Here is an 18,002-nt window from a genome sequence, read left to right as displayed (position 1 = left end):
GGAGGCGCAATCCACTGGCTCGCGCACGACCTGCCCGGGTGGTGAAATTGGTAGACGCAGGGGACTCAAAATCCCCCGCCGCAAGGCGTGCCGGTTCGATTCCGGCCCCGGGCACCATCTCTGATCTTCCCTGCATCAATGACTCGGAAGATTCAGCAGCCCAAGCCCCGCACCGGGGTTTTTTCCCGAGCGCTGAACGCGGAACCCGTCGCACAGTTCCGACACTCGCGGCTGGGTGGCGATGTTGACAAGATTGGCAAGCTAAAGCCACGCAGCAACAACGCGGTGCGATTGGAACTGGCCCTGCTAAGCCACCTGTTCACCGTCGCTGCCAAAGAGTGGGGAATCGGTCTCCCCCTTCAATCGCGTGTCGAACATCCGCCGTGGCCATTTAGAAATGCAGGTCGAGCTTGGCGCGCTTCCTATCGCCCGCGGCTTCGGCCTTCGCTCCGACGCCAAAACCCAACCCGGCAAACCCCATCTCATTTCACCCTGCATTAGGCATGGACGAATATAAAGATCGGATTCGCGCCGATATAACCAAAATGCGCCTTATAGGGATATCCGGCGCAATACTCCTGGTAACAAGACATTACCTCGTCCCTCTAATTGCGCGAGTGACTTTCATCTACGATGCCCTCCTCAACCGGTGAGCGGTACAAAGCCGGCACCGTGTACGGATAGTGTTATCGGGAATTCGCCCAGAACGCTTCCATGGCAAGGAGAATCGGATGTCGAGGGTAGTCGATACGTTGATCGTTGTAGACGCGGCCAAAATTCTCGCCGATCACGGCACCAGCCAAAACGATGATTTCACCGCGTTGAAAAATGGAGGTCTGGGCTATGTGTTCATGGTGGCCCCCTGGCTTAATGTCGGGCAGCCCGCGGCCCAGCAACAGGGCGCAGCCCAGACCTTTGAAGAAGAAGAGGGGGGCAACGAATTACAGCTCCTTGTCAAAGTCGGCGATGTCGTCCGAATGCGGGCCCGGTGCCTGGCAGGTCCCGGGGACAATCAATGCCTCATAAGTAACGTCTCCCTGGATCCGCAAACCGAGACGCACATTACCGGGTTCACTCCGGCATTGCGGTCGATCGCCACCACCGCGATCGATCCAACGGCCGGCCTCTTTACCAAATACATGCCGACGTCAGGCCAGGATTATTGCTGGGAAGCGGTCACGCTTATGCCGGCGACGATAAAGTACAACCTGGATTTCACGGTCTATAACGGCGCATTACAAAAGCAGGGCGGCTTCAGCTTTCAATCACAGATTGTTATCAACGCCTGATATTGGATCAGGCCGCGCGACCGCATCCATCGAGACATCAAACCTTACCGAACATTACCGTCACCACCGCGTGAAACGGTTGAGTCCGATCTAAGATGCAATCGCGGCTTCACCTTCGCAGAGAGAAGCAAATAATGCCGAACATTATCAATATATTGGCGGTCGTCGACGCTGAACGCGTCCTGCAGGATCATGTTCCCAACCCATCCGCGGTGGTGCCGCTCAAGAGCAGTGGACAAGGCTATGGGTTCCTGATGACCGAATGGGCCAATACGGATCAATACCAGGATGCCAATATTTTCGCCAAGGTGGCGGAACAAGATCAGGAAGAAGGCGGTTATGCGCTGAATGTCAAGGCCGCCGCCGGTGACATAGTGCGCTGGCGCATGATTTCTCTGACCTCTCCTTTCCAGTATCAGTGCTACCTCTGCGGCCTGGATCCGGTCGGGGGCTGGCTTCATATTACCCAACCCCAGCCTAAAAGCGCCGCGCCGGTCTCCGCTGTCGTCGCCCCGGCGCCCGCTCCGGCCACTGGCCTGGCAAAAGTCCAAACCACCGATTATTGGTGGGAGTCGACGGTCACGGACAATCTACGACAGGCGTACAACGTGCTTTTCACAATCACGGATAGCGCAGGTGTTCAAAGAGGGCAATTTTCTTGGGATCCCTACATCTCGTAGTTTGATGGCCCGATTGCCGGAAGCTAACCAGAAGATCGATATTTGTCGCGCAAGGAGCCGATATGTCGAGCATCATCGACGTTTTTATTCTGCATGACGCAGCACGAATCATTCAGGACCATTTGAAACCCTCGAGCCAGCCGGCCTCGCCAGGCGGCGCGAAAGGGGCTGGTTCGAATTCCAGCGACACGTGGATTCCACTGAACAATGGGGGGCGATCCTATGTATTCCTGGTGGCGCCATGGAACAACGTGGCACAAGCGGGAATCGTCGATCAGCAGGAAGGCGGTGATGAATTGCAGATAACCCTAAAGGTAGGTGATGTCATCCGGTATCGCCTGCAAAATCTGCCGCTATGGCGTGGCCATCAGGGATTTATCGAGCAGGTGGACGTCGTCAGCGGCCAACAATGCCTGACCACGCCTGTATTGCAGCGGCGGCCATCCACTTCTACCGCACTGGATCCGGCCGTGCAGACATTGGATCAGGTGATGCCGATCCAGCTTACCGATGTCTGCTGCGAGGCGACGATGATTCAAACCGGAATGGCCGCTCTCAGCATGAAATTCCGGATCTACGACGATAAGGCAGCTCTACAAGGCAACTTCTCATTCAGCCCTTGGCTGACGATAACGGCGTGACATCTGCGAGCAATCCGAATCCGATTGTGCCGGCCGACGGCCTGTGTCAAACGGGCACGCACGCTCCTCATTGAAGAGGTAATAATGAGCATCATTGACATCACTATCGTGGTGGACCCTGTCGCCATCATTCGTGACCATACCATTTCATCGAACTCCAGCCCCATAACGCTCAAAAACTATGGCAGAGGCTATGTGTTCGCCATGACCTACTGGAATGACGTGAATTTTGGCACCTACAGTGGTCATCCCGACAACTACGGCAACAACGACAACAATGAAGGGGGTTATGCCCTGGATATAAAGGCCGAAATCCAGGACACAATACGCTGGAGAATGACCAGTCTGACCGCGGGATTCGAATACCAGTGTTTTATTCAGTCGTTCCGCTACGCCTTCGGCGCGACAGTAATATCGACCATGAAACCGAAGATCGAAGCAGTCCCCGGGCCCGTCCAAAATGCCGACGGCAGCGTAGTGGCGAAGCAAGTCCAGGATTATTACTGGGAAACCACTGTCGTCGCGCAAGGCTCGGCTGGCTATGACGTGATTTTTTCCATCTTCGATAGCACTGGCCACCGTGTCGGAATATTCACAATCGATCCATATATCGAAGTACCCGGAAAATCCCGCTATGCACTGAGTTGACCGAATCCGGCGATATGCACCGCCGATTCACAGCTTTCGTTCGAATCGCTTCATTAATGTCCGTTTTAGCGACGGCTCTTAGGGCGAATCACCTCACCGGAGATGAAAATGGCGACCCCATCCATTGCCAACACATTGCTTTGCCTCTTCAGTAAGGACAAGTGCATCCTGCTAGACGATTGCGGCCGCAAAGTCCAGGAGGTGGTGCCGATTGTCCAGATCTGGCCCCAGCTGTCCTCGTATAACATGGGAAGCGACCTGGATGCGGCGTATTTCTGCCCGGAATTCACCCAGGTCGCCTTCTTCAAGGGCGACAAGTGCGCCATCCACAATTACCAGACCGGCAAATGGAATTATGGAGCCATAAGCGACTTTTACACCGTAGCCGCCGGTCAGGAAAAATTCTACAAGGACCTTACTGCCGCCAGCACGGGGGTCCGTGAACAAAATATCGCGTTCTACAAGGACCATGAATTCATCTTCGGGCCGATTGGTGATCCCACCGCGGGCAAGGTACCGCTGACCAACGGACCCGGAACGCTGGAAACCAATGGATGGACTCATCTGCTACCCGATCAGCAAGTCGTTGCGTCGACGCTGATGTGCCGAACGACAGGTTCCGACGCCGGCGATCCGACCTCGCCCCTCCGTTCCATCATCTTTAAGGATACGGACGGTTCCTATAAATTCACGCTCGATAACACGAACAATCCCTCTCCCGCCATCCCAGGGTCCTTCTCGCTGAAGGAACTATGGCCCGAGTACGATGATAACCAGTATCCGATCACCGCCGCGACCCGGGTGGATACATCGCTTCTCCAGCACGTCATCCATGACCACGGCGGCCCCGGCCCGGTGTGGGGAGGTCAGCCCAACTCGCTGTGCGACGAACTGCCGAATGTCATGAAGTCGATCTGCAGCTTGACGGTGTTGATGCACAAGGTGGTCGACGCCTGCTATCCCCCGTCCGCCTGGCCAACCCAGCCGTACCCGGACGGCTGCTCCACGTCCAACCATAAACACAAGCACAAGGACTGCGGATGCGGCGGCCAAGGCAAGCATTGAGGTGAAGCGGCCAAGAGCAACGCCAGCAATGATTTGCTGGCCATGTCGCTGACGGCCAAGTACGTCGACGGCTTGCCGCTGGCACGCTTTGAGTACGTTATGGCGGCAAGCTCTACTTGGAACCCGCACCACCACCATGAACCGGTTCGTCATCATTTCCGGCTGTTCCGGTGGCGGTAAATCGACCCTGCTGGCCGAACTCTCGCAACGCGGCCATGCCGTTGTCGAAGAACCCGGACGCCGCATCGTGCAGGAACAAACCCGCACGGGCGGCCAAGCCCTGCCGTGGGTCGACATGGCGGCCTTTCTGCGTCGGGCGATCGACATGGCGCTGGATGACTATGCCCATGCGCCGCGCGACGGCTCGCAATGGGTGTTCTTCGACCGTGGGCTGATTGACGCGGCGGCAGCGCTCCAGGCGCTGACCGGCGAACCTGTGCTGGACATTCTCGGCCACAAACATCGCTACCACCCGCGTGTTTTCCTGGCTCCGCCCTGGCGCGACATCTATGCGCAGGACGCGGAGCGCCGTCACGACATGGACTCTGCATTGATCGAGTTCGAGCGGCTTCAGCGCGCCTATCCGGCGCTGGGCTATGCGGTATCGTTGTTACCCAAGGTGGGCGTAGCGCAGCGCGCCGACTTTGTCCTCGACACCCTGGCAGGTCGCTGACCTTCCACCCTGTCGCTGTGCCTTGCAGCTAGGCCCCGCACACCGCTGCGCCGGGTTGTGGCGCTGTGGCGCGATGGCGGCCTAGCCGCGGAGCGCCAGACCGCAACGCAGTGGCGCTCCGCCCGAACAGCGCGGCGCGTTAAACCGGCACCGCTACCGCCCTGGCGGGTCTGGCGGACGTGCGTGCGCTTTCTACAGCGCCGGCCGTGCCGGTCTCGGCCTGCTGCCTTCTCGCGGATTGACGCCGGCCATGGGGCCCGGAGATGAAGTCGTCCACGATCTCACTGGCAAGCTTTGTATTTCGATCCGGGCCGATCACCGGCGAGAAGACCGAGTCGAAAACCCTGAACTTCTCGTTTTTCGTCGAGATCGGGGAACTGCGATAGAAGACGTCATAGTCCTTGCCCCGACTCTTGTCGCCGTCCGGCTTGTAGACATGAAAAAATCGCCCGGCTTTGGCGTGCCGAACATTTCGGCACGCAGCCCGTTCGCCTTGATGACCGTGCCGTGTGAATCGTATGGACGCGGCCCAGTTACCTCGCCCGTCGTCTTGTTCTCGACGGTGTAATACAGCCGGTCGCTATTGCCGCTGAACTTGATGTCGAAAACACCGTTGGCCTGTATATCGGACTGGGAGCCGAAAAACGCCGCGCTTCCCATGTCGGTCCCGTTGGTGTTGGTGACCGCTCGGCCCGCCGCATGGGGCCACTTCGGCGTGAAGTAAGGCTGATTCGGCTTGAGGTTCGCTTCGACCTTGCCAAAGTCGAACTGGCGTTCGATCCACTTTTCGGCCCATGCGCGACTGCGTGGCTGGCCCGCCAATTGCGATTCCTTGTCGATCACCTGCTTGATGAGGTTTTCGTAGTTGCCGGAACTCTTCAGCCGGTCGATGGCCGGTCTCCTTATCGCGCATCAATATGGATCCGCCCGTAAGTACGCCCGCCAGATTTGCCGTTCGGCGTGAATCAGTCGGAATCGCCATGTGCGTCCGACAGACATCCGCGCAATGAACCGGCAGTCAACCCGAAAGCCTTGCGCCGGTACGCCATTTCCCACATCGGCCGGGGGCAGGGATGCGCGGCGACCTGGCTTTCCAGCGCAATGCGGGCTTCCCGGCGGCTGGCGTACCCGCTGATGCGCCGCATCGGCGCCGCGCCTGCCTCCAGCAAGTCGTCGATCAGGTCCAGGCACGAGGCGACGTAGGTGCGGCCGTCAGCCTCGCTACAGGGCTCTCGATCCACCATGATGCGGATCAGGCGCGAGATCAGATCCTCGGGCACGGCGGACGCGCGGGCGTGCGGCAGCATCCCCACGGGGTGATGGTGCGTGTTGCCCAGCAGATGGGTATACGCCTGGAAGCTGGCGACGGCGGCGTCGTGCGCCAGGGCGGCGCACGGGCGCCAATCCAGCGTGTCCCAGGCGCGGGCAAGGCCCTTCAGCAGCGCCAGTGCCCGGGATTGGCTGCGGCGGTACAGCAAGTACAGCACACGGCGCAGCCCGATCTCGCGCCGCAGCCGCGTCAAGCGATCGGCGCCGCAAATATCCTGGGAGGCGTAGAGCCGGTGCAGGAATTCCAGGTCGCGCATCGGGAGCGGCTCTATCCGGGTCAGCAGATCGCGGCGTGCGGCTTCGTATAGCAGGAATATGACGAAAGCCAGGCCGCTCAATTCGTCCCAGGTGCGGTAGTGAACCCGCACGCGGATCGACGTGCCCGGAATCGTCGTCTGTATGGCGCGGACTTCCGCCTCCTTATCGGCGGTCGCGAGCAGTTCGCCCTTTCGTCCGGATACGCGGCCGAAGCGGCTGCTGTCGATTTGCCCCATGGTCAGCCGGAACGCGCGGATGGCGTAGATGTCCACGTCGGCATCCCCGCTTCCCATCCCCTCGACGAAGCCGCCGCCAGAAAAGGCGGCATCCTGGCCGGACAGATAGGTGTTCCCCAGCACGAACTTGCGCTCGAGCGAGAGCGAGCTGGCCAGAAGCAATTGTCCTTCGGTGATTCGGCCCATGGCGCCTCCTGCTTGTTCCGCGCGCGAATGCGCGACAGCAGGCTTCAGAGCCGCGGGAAAGGCATGCAGGGAAAGCGATGCCGGCCCGCGCCTACGAAAGCCGGGCGCCAGTTTGAGCAAACGGTATGGCCGTGATCGGGATTGTTATCAAAATCGGACTGGCTTTCCGCTTACCGGGACGCCGGCTGGGCGGCGGCCCGGCCGCGTGGCGTGGACGTCAACGCGAATAGCACGACCATGGTCACAGCGTAGATCGGCACGCTGCGCATGTTGCGGAACATCATTTCGGTCAGGCTGAAGACGGCGTAGCCCAGGCAGAACAGCAGCCCGATTTGCGCGCCGACGTGAACGACAGGGTCGGACGAGAACAGCCGGCGGTAGAACACAACGGCGGGCAACAGATACAGGCTTAGCATGGCGAGCAGGCCGATGGTGCCGTAACCGGCCATGGCCGCAACCAGATCGTTGTGCGGCTCGCCGTAGTCGCTGGCGACCAGCGGCGTCACGATCCCCTGGTCGCGCAGATGGGCCAGGTTCGCGCGGAAATTGCGCGCGCCGGTTCCCAGAACAGGATGATCCAGGAACATCAGCCAGGATGCATGCCAGAGCTGCATGCGAATACCGACGGATGTGTCGCGGTGACCATCCTGCACATAGGCCTCGACGTCAGAGGCCACTTCACGCATCCGGCTGTTGTGAGACTGCCATAAGGCCAGCCCGCCTACGGCAAGGACGACAATCAACCCGCAGACGAAAAAACATTTGGTCCTGCGCGACCAGTGTGCACGCGACAGCAGGACGACCAGCCCGAAGACCGGCAGCAGCATCCAGCTGCTGCGCGTCTGGGAAAGCCAAGTGGCATACAACGCGAGAATCAGCGCGACGATCTTCAATGCCTTTTCCAGACGGGGCCACGGCGTCAGCACCCATGGAGTCGTCAGCAAGGCGGCGAACCCGAAGAACAACGTCAGGTCCGCGAACGCCACGGCGTTGTACCTGCCGCCGAACTCGCTGACCGCCCCGCGCCCCAGGGTCGGCACATGCATGATGACGATCAGCATGATGGCGCCCGCGAAAGCGCTGAATAGAATGCTCCATTGCACCTGCTGTAGCCATCGGTTGGGGGCACGCAGCAGCAGCCAGCCGATCGGAAGTGCCAGGGCGAACCGTGTCCATTTCTCGAATTCGGAGCTGCTCCAGCCCTCCGGATGGAAAGCACAGGTTAGCAGCAGGGATGCCAATGGGAAGCAGAGCGCGATACCGATGGTTCGCACGTCGGCCCAATGCCCGGGCTCGAAGCCGCGCATCCGGTTGTGGACGATCGCGACCAGGGCGAGCAGCGCGGTCAGGTAGAGCAAGGCGGGACCGGCATCGGCGCTGGTCAGCGCCATGGCGGGGACGAACAGGGCGAGTATCGCCGCAAGTCGGGGATAGAACGAAGGCATTGCGCGCGGAATCACAGGATGGGCATTACCGAGCGACAGAACCCATGTGCGATTCGGGCTGCTTCGATATTGCGGCGCAAGCTTGCCACTGGCGCCGCCAGGCGGTCAATCGGAAAAAAGCTTCGGTCACGCCGTGGTCCAGGGTGGCAGCACGGGGTTGCGGCGGTCGTCCTGTTGCAAACGGCGGAAAGCCCACATCACGCTGCGCGGGGACAGCCAATGGCGCCAGAGCCGGTCGCGCCACCGTCCCCCGGGAATATAAGCGGGATAGACGATACGCGAAGTTGCCCAGGCCGGGCGCCATGCCTTGGTGCGGGTGGGCCGGCCGGTGACGGAAAGCGTCGGCACCCCAAGGTTGGATGCCAGATGACCCAGCCCGGATTCGTTGCCGATGAACCACCCCGAGGCATGGATGAGCGAAGCGACTTCGGAAAGGGACCCCAGTTCCGGCACCTTCAGGCCGGATTCGCGCAGGAACACCCAATCGGGCCGTTCGTGCGGCGCAACAACGAAATTGGGCTCGTAGCCATCCTTGAGCAAACGCACGCCCAATGCTTCGAAATGCCGCGGCGCCCAGCAGCGCAGCGCCTCGGTCGATGTGGGGTGCAGGACGATCCGGGTGGGATGGGACCGGTGCGCATGGCGGTCCAGCGGCTGCAGGGCGTTGTCGGTGGTGGCGCCCGCCAGGCCGAGCGCATCGCGGCAGAAATCCCGGATCTGGAACAGCTTCACGAAACCGCGGCCCGTCACGACGACGTGGGCATCGTAATAGAAGTAATTTTGGTGGCAGTCATGCAGGGTGTAGGGCCACCCGATGTGCATTTGCGCCACGCAGTCGTAATCGGCCAGAACCGCGCGGGCATCGCCCTGACAGAGCGAAGGGCGCACGTCCATCGTCGGAAACCAGTCCCGCAAGGCATGCACGTAATCCCCGAAGACCGTCACCTGCCTGCCGTGGAGCGCCAGGTTCTGCGCCAGGGTCATCATGAGCAGGGTATCGCCCAGCCGGGGCGCCATGAGGATGGCCACGCGCGAGGCCGAGCGCAAGCTGCTCAAGGCCTTGGACGAGTCGTACGGGGGCATGTCGCCGGAAGGTTTTGGCATAGTCCTACCGTTCCAAAAGGAACCTCGATTCCATGGTCAATGATTCTAGGAGTTTGCCTGACGTTCGGTTTCTATATGTGACCAATCGATGCTGAATATATCGCACCTGGGGACGTACCGTCTCTGAGCGCACGTCCTGCCGTTGGATACGACACGGCGTGACGGCATCCCAAAAATAGGGACACCACCAGGGGCCGTCCCATTTTTTGGCTTGCCTCGACTGGGATGAGTGTACCCCGAACGCCCTTCCCGGCTCGTTACACAGCTCGTTGATACGTAACGTCGAACAAGCAGCGGCCAACGGTTTTCAACGTCCGCCTTACGATCCATTGCCCTGCTAGATCCCGGCGCCACGGCGCCGGTCGGCCGGTCACGCGACGATCCCTCCGAGCCGCCGCGGGGCAGCGCCCAGGTCGCGCCATTGGGAAGGGTGGCAGGTGAACAGCAGGATCTGGTGCCGCGTACCGGCATCGAACAACACCCGCTTCATCTGCGCCAGCCGCGCCTCGTCGCTGTGGACCAGCGCATCATCCAGGATGATGAGCGTCGGCCGCCCCGACTCCCGCAACAAATCCGCGTAGGCAAGCCTGGCGATCAAGGCGAGCTGCTCGCGAGCCCCGAAGCTGAGCGTTTCGAAGGGCGCCGTTTCCGGGCCGCGATCGCCCAGGCGGATCAAGGCGCCGGGTTTCAGATCCTCCTCTATCTCGACCTGGGCGCCGGCAAAAAGCAATTCCACATAATGTTGCAGGGCGCGCCGCAGCGGCGCCTGCAACCGGCGCATCAAGGAGTCGCGCGCCTGCCGCAGCAGGCCAAGCAGATGGTCGAGCGCCCGCGCGCGCCGCGTCAGTTCGGAGGCTTGCCGCTGCGCCTGGGCCAGGTCCCGGGCGAGCTCCGCCCGCCGTTCGTCCAGGCCGTGCGCCCCCGCGGCCTGCAGTTCCGCCTCCAGGCGGAAAATGGCGTCCCGCCGTTCGGCATGGCGCTTCTCATGCTGTTCGGCGCTACGGCGCAAGCGCTCGATATCCTGGGCCAGGATGTCCGGGCGCGACTGCGCGACCTGGCGCGCCAGCGCCTCGGCGCGCGCCATTGCTGCCTGCCGCTGGGCCGTCGCCTGGGCGACATCGCTTTCCACGGCGGCGCGCCGTTCCAAGCGTTCCGGCTTTTCCACAATGGCCCGCGCTGCATCGCGCTCACGCTCGGCAGCTTCCAAAGTGACGCGCGCGTGGCCTTCGGCCAATTGCGCCGCGTGCAGCCCCTCGCTTGCGTCGCGCACGGCCCGCTCGGCTTGCTCCAGCGCCGCCTCGGCGGCCGGCACATCGAGCGATCCGGGCGCATCGTCGTTTTTCGGCAGGGCGGCCAGCCCGCGTTGCAGCTCTGCGAGACGGGTCCGGATCGCCGCCAACTCTGCCCGCAAGGCGTCCACGCCGCGCGGCGCAAGCCCGTTCAACGTCGCTTCGGCATGCCGGGCTTCGGCGGCATGCGACAAATATGACTGATAACGGTCTTCGGCGTCCGCGGCGGCGGCCACGCCGAGCCGCGCCAGAAGATCATCGCGCCTTGCCGTCCACTGCTCCTGCTCCCGGCGCAGGGCAGCCGCGTCGGCCCCGCCCGGCACGATCTCTATTTCGCCCAGTTCGGGCAGCGTGAGCGTGACCGGTTCGATCAGCAGGCGCTCGCCCTCGCCTTCCAGCACCTGGTCCTGGATTCCGATGCGGCCGCCGGCACGCAAGGAGTAACGCAGCCGCGTTGCGACGCCGGCGCGCCGCAACTCCAGTTCGCGCAGGGCCACCTGGGCTTGCCGCAAGCGCTGCAGCGTTTTTTCATCGATCTGGCAGCCAGCGGCCTGCTGCTGGTGCGCCATCAGCCGCGCCTGCTCGGCCTCGGCATGCGCAAGGGTCTGCGCCGCCGTCTGCGCCGCGGCCTCCAGCGCCTTGTATTCCTCGTCCAACCGCTGGCGCGTTTCAGCGCGCCGGGACCGCTCCAGACGTTCACGGGCCTGCGCGTGGGCAGCCTCCGCCTGGGACAGCTTGGTCAGCCACGGCTCGACCAGCTGCACCGCCGCGGCGTGCGCCGCCGCCGCGCGGCCCACATCGGCATCCCGGGCAACGACGGCGCGGTCCTCCGCCGCAAATGCTTCCAGGCGATTGGCGGCCAGTTCGGCCAGCGTTTCCCACCGGGCCGCCTGCGCCCGTTCCATCGCCACGGCATCCTGCAATGCCTGCACCTCGCGCAGCCTGTCGGCAGCGGTTTTTTCCTGCGCGCGAAAGGCGGCCCATGGCTGTTCGGCGGCATCCCGGGTGTGATCGCCGCGCAGTTGAGCAAGCGTATCGACCTTGTTGCGGTATTCCGCGATCTCCATATCCAATGCGGCAAGCTCGGCCTGGAGCGCATCGGCCTTTTCGAGAGCGGCCGCATATGCACCGCGCGGCTTGCCGGTGGAAGCGGTCAGCAGCGCGTCGCGCTCGCGCTGCACTTGTGCGATCAGGTCGTCGCCCTGGCTGCTGGCGATTTCGCCCACGGAGGCCTCCAGGGCGGTGCGTAGATGGCCGCTCGCATGCGCCACGGCGTCATGGATATCGTGACCGCTGCCCTGCTGGATCCACAGCAGCCCCGGAATGCCCCAATGTTCGGCTTTGCTGGCGCCCTTGCCCGGGTGCTGGAAGCCCATGAACGCCGCCAGCGCGTCTTCCGCCTCCGTCCCGTCCAGGACGCGTGTGCCGATACGCAATTCGCATCGCTTGCGCCCCAGGAAGCGTTTCATCAGTTCGTAGCGTTGCCCGTTGTGCTCGAAGGCAATGGAAACGGACGGAGACGCCGAGGGGTCGTCCCAGGGGCGAAAGTCCTCGGCAGCGTTGGAACGGAAGCGCTCGAAGAAGGCCGCCCGGATGGCGGCCACGACCGTGCTCTTGCCTGCCTCGTTGGGACCGGTGAAAAGGTTGATGCCGTCGTGCAGGTCGGCGATTTCCAGCGGCTGGCGGAACTGCCGGAACTGCTCGATACGGAGATGCGTCAGCTTCAATGGGTTTCCCCGGCGAGCAGCTCGGACGGACTTGGGGAAGGATGCGCCCTGCGATCCAGGATGCCGGCCAACACCGCCAATGCGTCCCGCGCGACTTCACCGTCAGGACCGTCCTGTTGCGCGCGCAGGGTGTCGATGACGTCGCCGACATAGCCGTCCGCGCGCAAGCTTTCGATGTCCTGCAGCGTGGGGCGCAGCGCGAGCCCCGCAAGATCCCCCAGCAGGGCGCGCGTGACGCCACGCGCCTGTGTAATGGCCTGCGTCAAGCGGCGATATCCATCCAGGTCAGCCTCGCCGGTGATCGACAGCTGCACAACGTCGCGAGATTCGAAGCCGGCAAGACATTGCACGGCCAGCCCGATATCGCTGGGGACGCGCAGCGTGAGGGTTTCCGAGCGCCAGCGGTACGCGCCCGTGGGAAGTTGCATGACGGCCGGCGATGCGCCCGGGCCTTCAATCTCCACATACAACGCATACCCGGAGGCGCTGCCGCGGAAACGGTCCGTTTCCGGCGTGCCGCTGTACCAGGTCCTGCCGTCTATCTGCCGGCATCCATGCCAGTCGCCCAAGGCAAGGTAGTCGAGTCCGGCCTGCGCCGCACGTCCGGGCGCAATGGGATTCGGGGAATCGATGTCTTCCGCGAGAATTCCCTGCACGCTGCCGTGCGCCATGCCGACGCGCACCAGGCCTGGCGGCGTAGATGCCTGCGCAAACCATTCCGTCAGGTCCGTGTGCGTTTGCCGCTGCGTCAGCGGCGCCGGAAGGACCGCCAGCCCGTGCTCGGGCAAAACCATGGGCTGCGCCGATAGGCAAAGCCGGACCTGTTCCGGGATGGCGCCCAGGCGTCGCGCACGGGTCCAGACCGACTCGCTGAGCGCGGCGTCGTGGTTGCCCGGGATCATGATCCAAGGGCCGGGAAAACCGCCCAGCGCATTGAACAAACGGTGAATGGTCCGGTCGGATACCGTCTGGGCATCGAAAACGTCGCCGGCCACGAGCACGGCGTCAACCCGGCGCTCAGTGGCGATCCCGGCCAGCCGCTCCACCACCTGAAAGCGCGCATCCGCCAGTACGGCAGCATCGTCCGCTTCGAACTGGCCGAAAAGCTTGCCTATCTGCCAATCGGAGGTATGAAGGAGTCTGACCACGGTGCGCTCGCTGTAAAACCGTGGGGAGTTTAGCAGCGCACCGCGCCCGTACCGTTTCTATGGCGTGTGCCGATGTGAAGCGCTCGCTGCGGTACCGGCACCGGTGGACATGTACCTTATCCGGCGCGCGAAGCGATGGCGGGTCCCGACGGCACGCCGGCGGCGTCTGGCTGCAGATAGTCCTTGAGCAACCCTGGCATATCGAGCATCGCCTGATTTATACGCTGCATGTCTTTGCTGACCTGTTCCAGATCTTCTGCAAACTCCTGGTCCAGGTCGCGGTTCCCAGCAAGCTCGGCTCGCCTGTCGAGCTCTTGCAAATAGCCGGGGTCACCATAGCGGTCGATGCGCTTGGTCAACTCGTCCCAGTCCGGATATTTCGCCCTGAAGGCCGCCAGATACGCGTCCCGGGCGGCGGCATCGTGGGCATTCTGGACGCCGCGTTCCCCGGTCCAGGGGTCCCCTACCGATTGTTTGGCCGTGACGTAGCACCGCATCAACGAATTCGTCTCGGACTTTTTCCGCATCGGTACGGCCAGGCCTCGGTTCTCGTCGTCATACTTTTGTCTTCCGGCCCGGTCCACCAGCAGATATCGCAGGTTCTCAAAAGTGCGGTTTTCCTTCTCATGGAACTTCGCGATGGCGGACTGGCGCTCCAACACATCCGCCACGGTCAATAGTGTCGTCTGGACGATGAGCTGACCGGATGCATGCAGCTTCATCGATGGCCCGCCCGGATCAACGGCCTGCCCACGCGCCGAAGGAGCGCCGATGTGAGGCTTCGCCATATCGGCAGGTTCCGTCTTGAACAGTTTGTTGAACCCTTTCCAAACGGCGGCCAGCGCGCCAAGGGCGGTCGATTTCGCCCGGTTCAGGAATCCGGGATTCGAGCTTGCCGGCGACGGGTGCGCGCCCAAGACGGGGCTGTCGGACGCCATCGCTTGCGCTGGAGCGACAGAGCGCTCCGCCGCCGGCATGGTCTTGGCCGCGGCGATGCGAATGTCCTTCGCAGTCAGCGCATTCCCTTCACGGGGCTGTTGCGTTGCAATGGCGTCCCCTTGGACGGTGGCCTTGCTTTTCATCTGGGCGGCACGGGGCCAACCGTTCGGAATGCCGTCCAGGCACCTTATGGCCTGTCCCGTCTTCCCATACTTGCCGGGGCGTATGGCGGTCGCCCGTTTGGCGCCCAGCGAATACGCTTTCACCGTTGCGGAGGTCCACGGTTGCACCGTCCACGACGGATTCCACGACTCCGGAACGGAGGCGTCAAAAATAGCAGCAGAAATACTCACATCAATACTCACCAGAAAAACATAACCCGCTAGCCGCCCGCGGTCATGAGCACCACTGCGTCGTCGCTAGCCTCAATGCTGCCGGACTTCACGGCATGCCCGCCCGTAGTAACGGAGGCAGGGGGACGGTTGCCGGCCATCAGTGGAACGTCAGGCAATAGACACATATCCGGGGCAACAATCAGACCCGTTACTCGACGATTGGATACATCCGTCTGCAATACGAACGTGAGGCGCGCCGTCGTATCGGCCTGTGTGGTGTCGAGCAACGCCGATACGCTGAGACGATGACCCCCGTGCGGCTGCTCCGAGATGCCGAAATGGATATGCCGCAGCGATTCCGGGAAGGCCAGGCGGCCCCAACGGTCACTGGGAATGTCGCGCGCCGATGCGATGAAATCCTGGACGCCGCGTGCGACAACCGACATCATGCGGGTCAGCTGCCGCACGTTCTCCCTACCGCCGCGCGCCAGTGAAGCGATGACATCGTCGACCTGTGCACTGTCCTGCGGCAATGTGTCGGGCTGCGTGCCGGCCGGATAGGGCAGCCGGGCGCCGCTGCCCGCGCGGCCATCGAATGACACGGAAAATTCGCCCGACTGGTAGACCTTCCGATGGAAGTGGCGGTCCACCGCACACTCTTGCGCCTTTTCCCCCGCCCTCAGAACAACCGGTTCGAATTCCAGGTCGCATGGATCTGCCATTTTCATGGCCAAAGCGGCGAGCAGCCGTGCGCGATGCACCGCGCCAAAAAGCGGCTGGGCATGACGGCCGGCGGCATCGAATCCGATGCCGAAGCAGGCGGCCACGTCGAGCAGACGCTGATCGTTCCAGTATGGATCCGCCGACGCGTCGGGCGGTGCGGCCGGCACGCAACGAGATCCGCCGATGCCCGCGTGCCGGCCGACCGTGTCCAACAGAGATAACGTGATGTCGACGCGGGCCAGGGGCCCGGCCCAGGCATTGTCGGCGCCCATGACGCGGCGGCGGGCAGGTCCCGCTGCCCCGCGGATCTTCCATAGCAGCGACAGCAAGCCATCGACGTGCCGACGCACCTCTGTCCAGTGCGCTGGCGGCGAGGCGCCATCCCGGTACAGGGCGGCGTCTAGAACTTGCGAGAGGACCTGTGGCGTATCGTCGGCATGGGCGGCGGCCGCCACACTGCTGCCTGAGAGCGATGCAACGCCTTCGCGCCGTGCCCGTGCCGTCTCGGACAGCAATGCCATCATGGCCGTGAATACCCGAGGCGCCAGCGCCGGGCTGCGCAACCACGCCGCGAACCGCGCAGCCTGCTCCAACAACGCCGAGTCGAAGCTATCCGATCGCCGGACGAGCTCGGCCGCGACAGCATCGGCGTCCAAAGCAAGACTGCGGAAAGACAGGCCATCGCCACACTGGCGCAGGTCGCTGAACTCGGCGTCGCTCAATGCGCGCAGACTGCCGACTCCCAGTGCATGACCCGTATCGCCAGCCATGCGCAGGCTGCCGGCGGCGCGCCGGATCGCGTCGTCAATCCTTGGATCGTCGTCCTGCCGCGACATGATGGACGCATGCGCCGCGAAGCGTTCAGCCGAAGCAAGCGCGTCGCTTAGCGCGGTCAAGGCGTGCGCCACGGCAATGCGCCTGTCCTGATCCACGACCGCGATGACATCCAAACGGGCCGATTCGGCGGCTCCCATCAAGCCGATATAACGGCTTTCGGAGGCGCGATCCAGCGCAGGCCCAAGGAAGAAACGCTGGAAATCGTTCCAGCCGCTGCGGCCCGCATGCATGGCGATCAAGCGTTCCGTATCCAGCCGCGCAATGCACGCGGCGGCCGTTCGCCTGTCGAGCAACGTCAGCGCGCGGATGAACTGGCACTCCGTTTCGGAATGGATGGCGGCGTCTTCGTTGCGCGCGAAACCCTCTTCCGTGATTTCGGCGTCCTGATCGAACTCGCCGAAAGCGTAAAACCAACCCAGGCTGCGCAAGGCTTGCGCCATATCGTGACACGCGCCATTGGCGATTTCCGCCGTGCGACTGTCGTGGCGCAAGCCGTTTTCCAGTTTTCTTGCCGCTTCCGCCACCTGATCGTCCAGTTCAGCGATGATGCGGCTGCGTACGGATTGCGAAACCAGGTCCACGCTCACCGCGTTCATCGGTTCAGTCTGGGCGGCGTCCACGGTGGCCCAATAGACCGCGGCTTCCAGCACTTCTCGCATCGGCCGTACGTGGGGAGGTACGCTGGGCGCCAGCACGACGGCCAGCGTACGCGTTGCCTGCGCGGGCAGCGATTCCAGACCGGCATGCAGATAGGGAACCGCCTGCAGGCCTTCCCGCTCGGCGGCCCGCACGGCTTCGTCAAGCCAGAACCACGCTTTCATAATGCCGCGCACATCGGGATCGCGCGCCGCCAAGTGTCCGGTGAGCTGCCGCAGCGGCTCGCTCGCGCCGCGCCGCGCCAGTTCCTGCATCAACGACCGCTTGAGCGCCGCCATGACGCCCTGGACATCCTGCCGGTTGGTCTCGTTCATCGTGGCGAACAAGGACTCCGCACCCTCCAGCACGCTCAGGCGCTCATGCATGAGCAGCAGGTCCTCGCGGGTGCCGCTTCCACCGTAGGCGGCCACGAACGGCCGGATCTTCTGCTCATCCGAGCCGGCGTAGCGGCGGGTGGCGACCTCGCCCAGCAACAGATGCAGGCCGTGTATCGCCGTGGGCAGCTCCTTATCGCGCCCTGCCAGCAACTGATCGAGCAGGGACGCAATCTGCTGACGCAGCTTGTGGTTGTTGCGGCGCGCATCGGAGGCCGCGCGTGGCCGCGTCTGATCGGGCACCGCCCAATAGGACTGCACCATGCTGGCCAGCGCGGCGGCCAGCACGGCTCCCGCCCGCTTGCGGGTGCCCGCCCGCTTCCTGAACACCGGCCTGGAAGCGACGACGTCCGCACCGGACCGATCGCCCGCAATCGGGCGCGGGGCGGCAGTTTGTTGAATCACAGCCATTTCAATAT

Annotated in this window: 14 protein-coding genes and 1 tRNA gene; 7 read left to right on the top strand and 8 right to left on the bottom strand. The window is 63.0% G+C overall.

Features of this window, described 5'->3' with window-relative positions; genetic code table 11:
* Nucleotides 1–32: 32 nt before the first annotated feature.
* From CAL13_RS01395 to CAL13_RS01360, 7 genes are all read left to right on the top strand, one after another.
* Nucleotides 33–117 (top strand) — tRNA-Leu (locus CAL13_RS01395).
* A gap of 614 nt (nt 118–731) precedes the next feature.
* Nucleotides 732–1,289 (top strand): AidA/PixA family protein, encoded by a 558-nt coding sequence (locus tag CAL13_RS01385; RefSeq protein WP_086071279.1) that lies wholly within the window; start codon nt 732–734, stop codon nt 1,287–1,289.
* Nucleotides 1,290–1,423: 134 nt separating this feature from the next.
* Nucleotides 1,424–1,969 (top strand): AidA/PixA family protein, encoded by a 546-nt coding sequence (locus tag CAL13_RS01380; protein WP_157664774.1) that lies wholly within the window; start codon nt 1,424–1,426, stop codon nt 1,967–1,969.
* A gap of 62 nt (nt 1,970–2,031) precedes the next feature.
* Nucleotides 2,032–2,610 (top strand): AidA/PixA family protein, encoded by a 579-nt coding sequence (locus CAL13_RS01375; RefSeq protein WP_086071277.1) that lies wholly within the window; start codon nt 2,032–2,034, stop codon nt 2,608–2,610.
* Nucleotides 2,611–2,694: 84 nt separating this feature from the next.
* Nucleotides 2,695–3,258 carry an AidA/PixA family protein gene (locus CAL13_RS01370; RefSeq protein WP_086071276.1) on the top strand — a complete coding sequence of 188 codons (564 nt, stop codon included), beginning with the start codon at nt 2,695–2,697 and terminating at the stop codon, nt 3,256–3,258.
* Nucleotides 3,259–3,366: 108 nt separating this feature from the next.
* The gene (locus CAL13_RS01365) at nt 3,367–4,323 is read left to right on the top strand and encodes a hypothetical protein (RefSeq protein WP_086071275.1); all 957 of its coding nucleotides are present in this window, start codon (nt 3,367–3,369) and stop codon (nt 4,321–4,323) included.
* A gap of 136 nt (nt 4,324–4,459) precedes the next feature.
* Nucleotides 4,460–4,996, top strand: coding sequence for an AAA family ATPase (locus tag CAL13_RS01360; protein WP_086071274.1), 537 nt, complete (start codon nt 4,460–4,462; stop codon nt 4,994–4,996).
* Between the two features lie 315 nt (nt 4,997–5,311).
* Here the strand turns inward: CAL13_RS01360 and CAL13_RS21090 are convergent, their stop codons facing one another.
* The 8 genes from CAL13_RS21090 to CAL13_RS01325 form a co-directional block, all read right to left on the bottom strand.
* Nucleotides 5,312–5,839 (bottom strand): hypothetical protein, encoded by a 528-nt coding sequence (locus CAL13_RS21090; protein ID WP_157664773.1) that lies wholly within the window; start codon nt 5,837–5,839, stop codon nt 5,312–5,314.
* Between the two features lie 122 nt (nt 5,840–5,961).
* Nucleotides 5,962–7,005, bottom strand: a complete 1,044-nt coding sequence (locus CAL13_RS01355) for a hypothetical protein (RefSeq protein ID WP_086071273.1) — start codon at nt 7,003–7,005, stop codon at nt 5,962–5,964.
* 170 nt (nt 7,006–7,175) lie between these two features.
* Nucleotides 7,176–8,450, bottom strand: coding sequence for an O-antigen ligase family protein (locus CAL13_RS01350; RefSeq protein WP_086071272.1), 1,275 nt, complete (start codon nt 8,448–8,450; stop codon nt 7,176–7,178).
* Nucleotides 8,451–8,576: 126 nt separating this feature from the next.
* Nucleotides 8,577–9,554 (bottom strand): glycosyltransferase family 9 protein, encoded by a 978-nt coding sequence (locus tag CAL13_RS01345; protein WP_086071271.1) that lies wholly within the window; start codon nt 9,552–9,554, stop codon nt 8,577–8,579.
* Between the two features lie 370 nt (nt 9,555–9,924).
* Nucleotides 9,925–12,570, bottom strand: coding sequence for an AAA family ATPase (locus tag CAL13_RS01340; protein WP_086071270.1), 2,646 nt, complete (start codon nt 12,568–12,570; stop codon nt 9,925–9,927).
* Complete coding sequence (locus tag CAL13_RS01335) at nt 12,567–13,718, bottom strand: metallophosphoesterase family protein (protein WP_086071269.1); 1,152 nt, start codon at nt 13,716–13,718, stop codon at nt 12,567–12,569. Before CAL13_RS01335 ends, CAL13_RS01340 begins: the two co-directional genes overlap by 4 nt.
* Before the next feature lie 116 nt (nt 13,719–13,834).
* The gene (locus CAL13_RS01330; RefSeq protein ID WP_157664772.1) at nt 13,835–15,010 is read right to left on the bottom strand and encodes a hypothetical protein; all 1,176 of its coding nucleotides are present in this window, start codon (nt 15,008–15,010) and stop codon (nt 13,835–13,837) included.
* A gap of 29 nt (nt 15,011–15,039) precedes the next feature.
* On the bottom strand, nt 15,040–17,988 hold the full coding sequence (locus tag CAL13_RS01325; RefSeq protein WP_157664771.1) for a hypothetical protein: 2,949 nt from the start codon (nt 17,986–17,988) through the stop codon (nt 15,040–15,042).
* Nucleotides 17,989–18,002 lie beyond the last annotated feature (14 nt).

The sequence above is a fragment of the Bordetella genomosp. 9 genome (assembly GCF_002119725.1).
Classification (GTDB): domain Bacteria; phylum Pseudomonadota; class Gammaproteobacteria; order Burkholderiales; family Burkholderiaceae_B; genus Bordetella_C.
The sequence above is the reverse complement of the archived record's forward strand: the minus strand, read 5'-3'. Positions and strand labels throughout refer to the sequence as shown.

Coding starts and splice junctions, on each gene's coding strand:
- CAL13_RS01385 (WP_086071279.1), top strand. CDS start 732: ATGTCGAGGGTAGTCGATACGTTGATCGTTGTAGACGCGGCCAAAATT.
- CAL13_RS01380 (WP_157664774.1), top strand. CDS start 1,424: ATGCCGAACATTATCAATATATTGGCGGTCGTCGACGCTGAACGCGTC.
- CAL13_RS01375 (WP_086071277.1), top strand. CDS start 2,032: ATGTCGAGCATCATCGACGTTTTTATTCTGCATGACGCAGCACGAATC.
- CAL13_RS01370 (WP_086071276.1), top strand. CDS start 2,695: ATGAGCATCATTGACATCACTATCGTGGTGGACCCTGTCGCCATCATT.
- CAL13_RS01365 (WP_086071275.1), top strand. CDS start 3,367: ATGGCGACCCCATCCATTGCCAACACATTGCTTTGCCTCTTCAGTAAG.
- CAL13_RS01360 (WP_086071274.1), top strand. CDS start 4,460: ATGAACCGGTTCGTCATCATTTCCGGCTGTTCCGGTGGCGGTAAATCG.
- CAL13_RS01355 (WP_086071273.1), bottom strand. CDS start 7,005: ATGGGCCGAATCACCGAAGGACAATTGCTTCTGGCCAGCTCGCTCTCG.
- CAL13_RS01350 (WP_086071272.1), bottom strand. CDS start 8,450: ATGCCTTCGTTCTATCCCCGACTTGCGGCGATACTCGCCCTGTTCGTC.
- CAL13_RS01345 (WP_086071271.1), bottom strand. CDS start 9,554: ATGCCAAAACCTTCCGGCGACATGCCCCCGTACGACTCGTCCAAGGCC.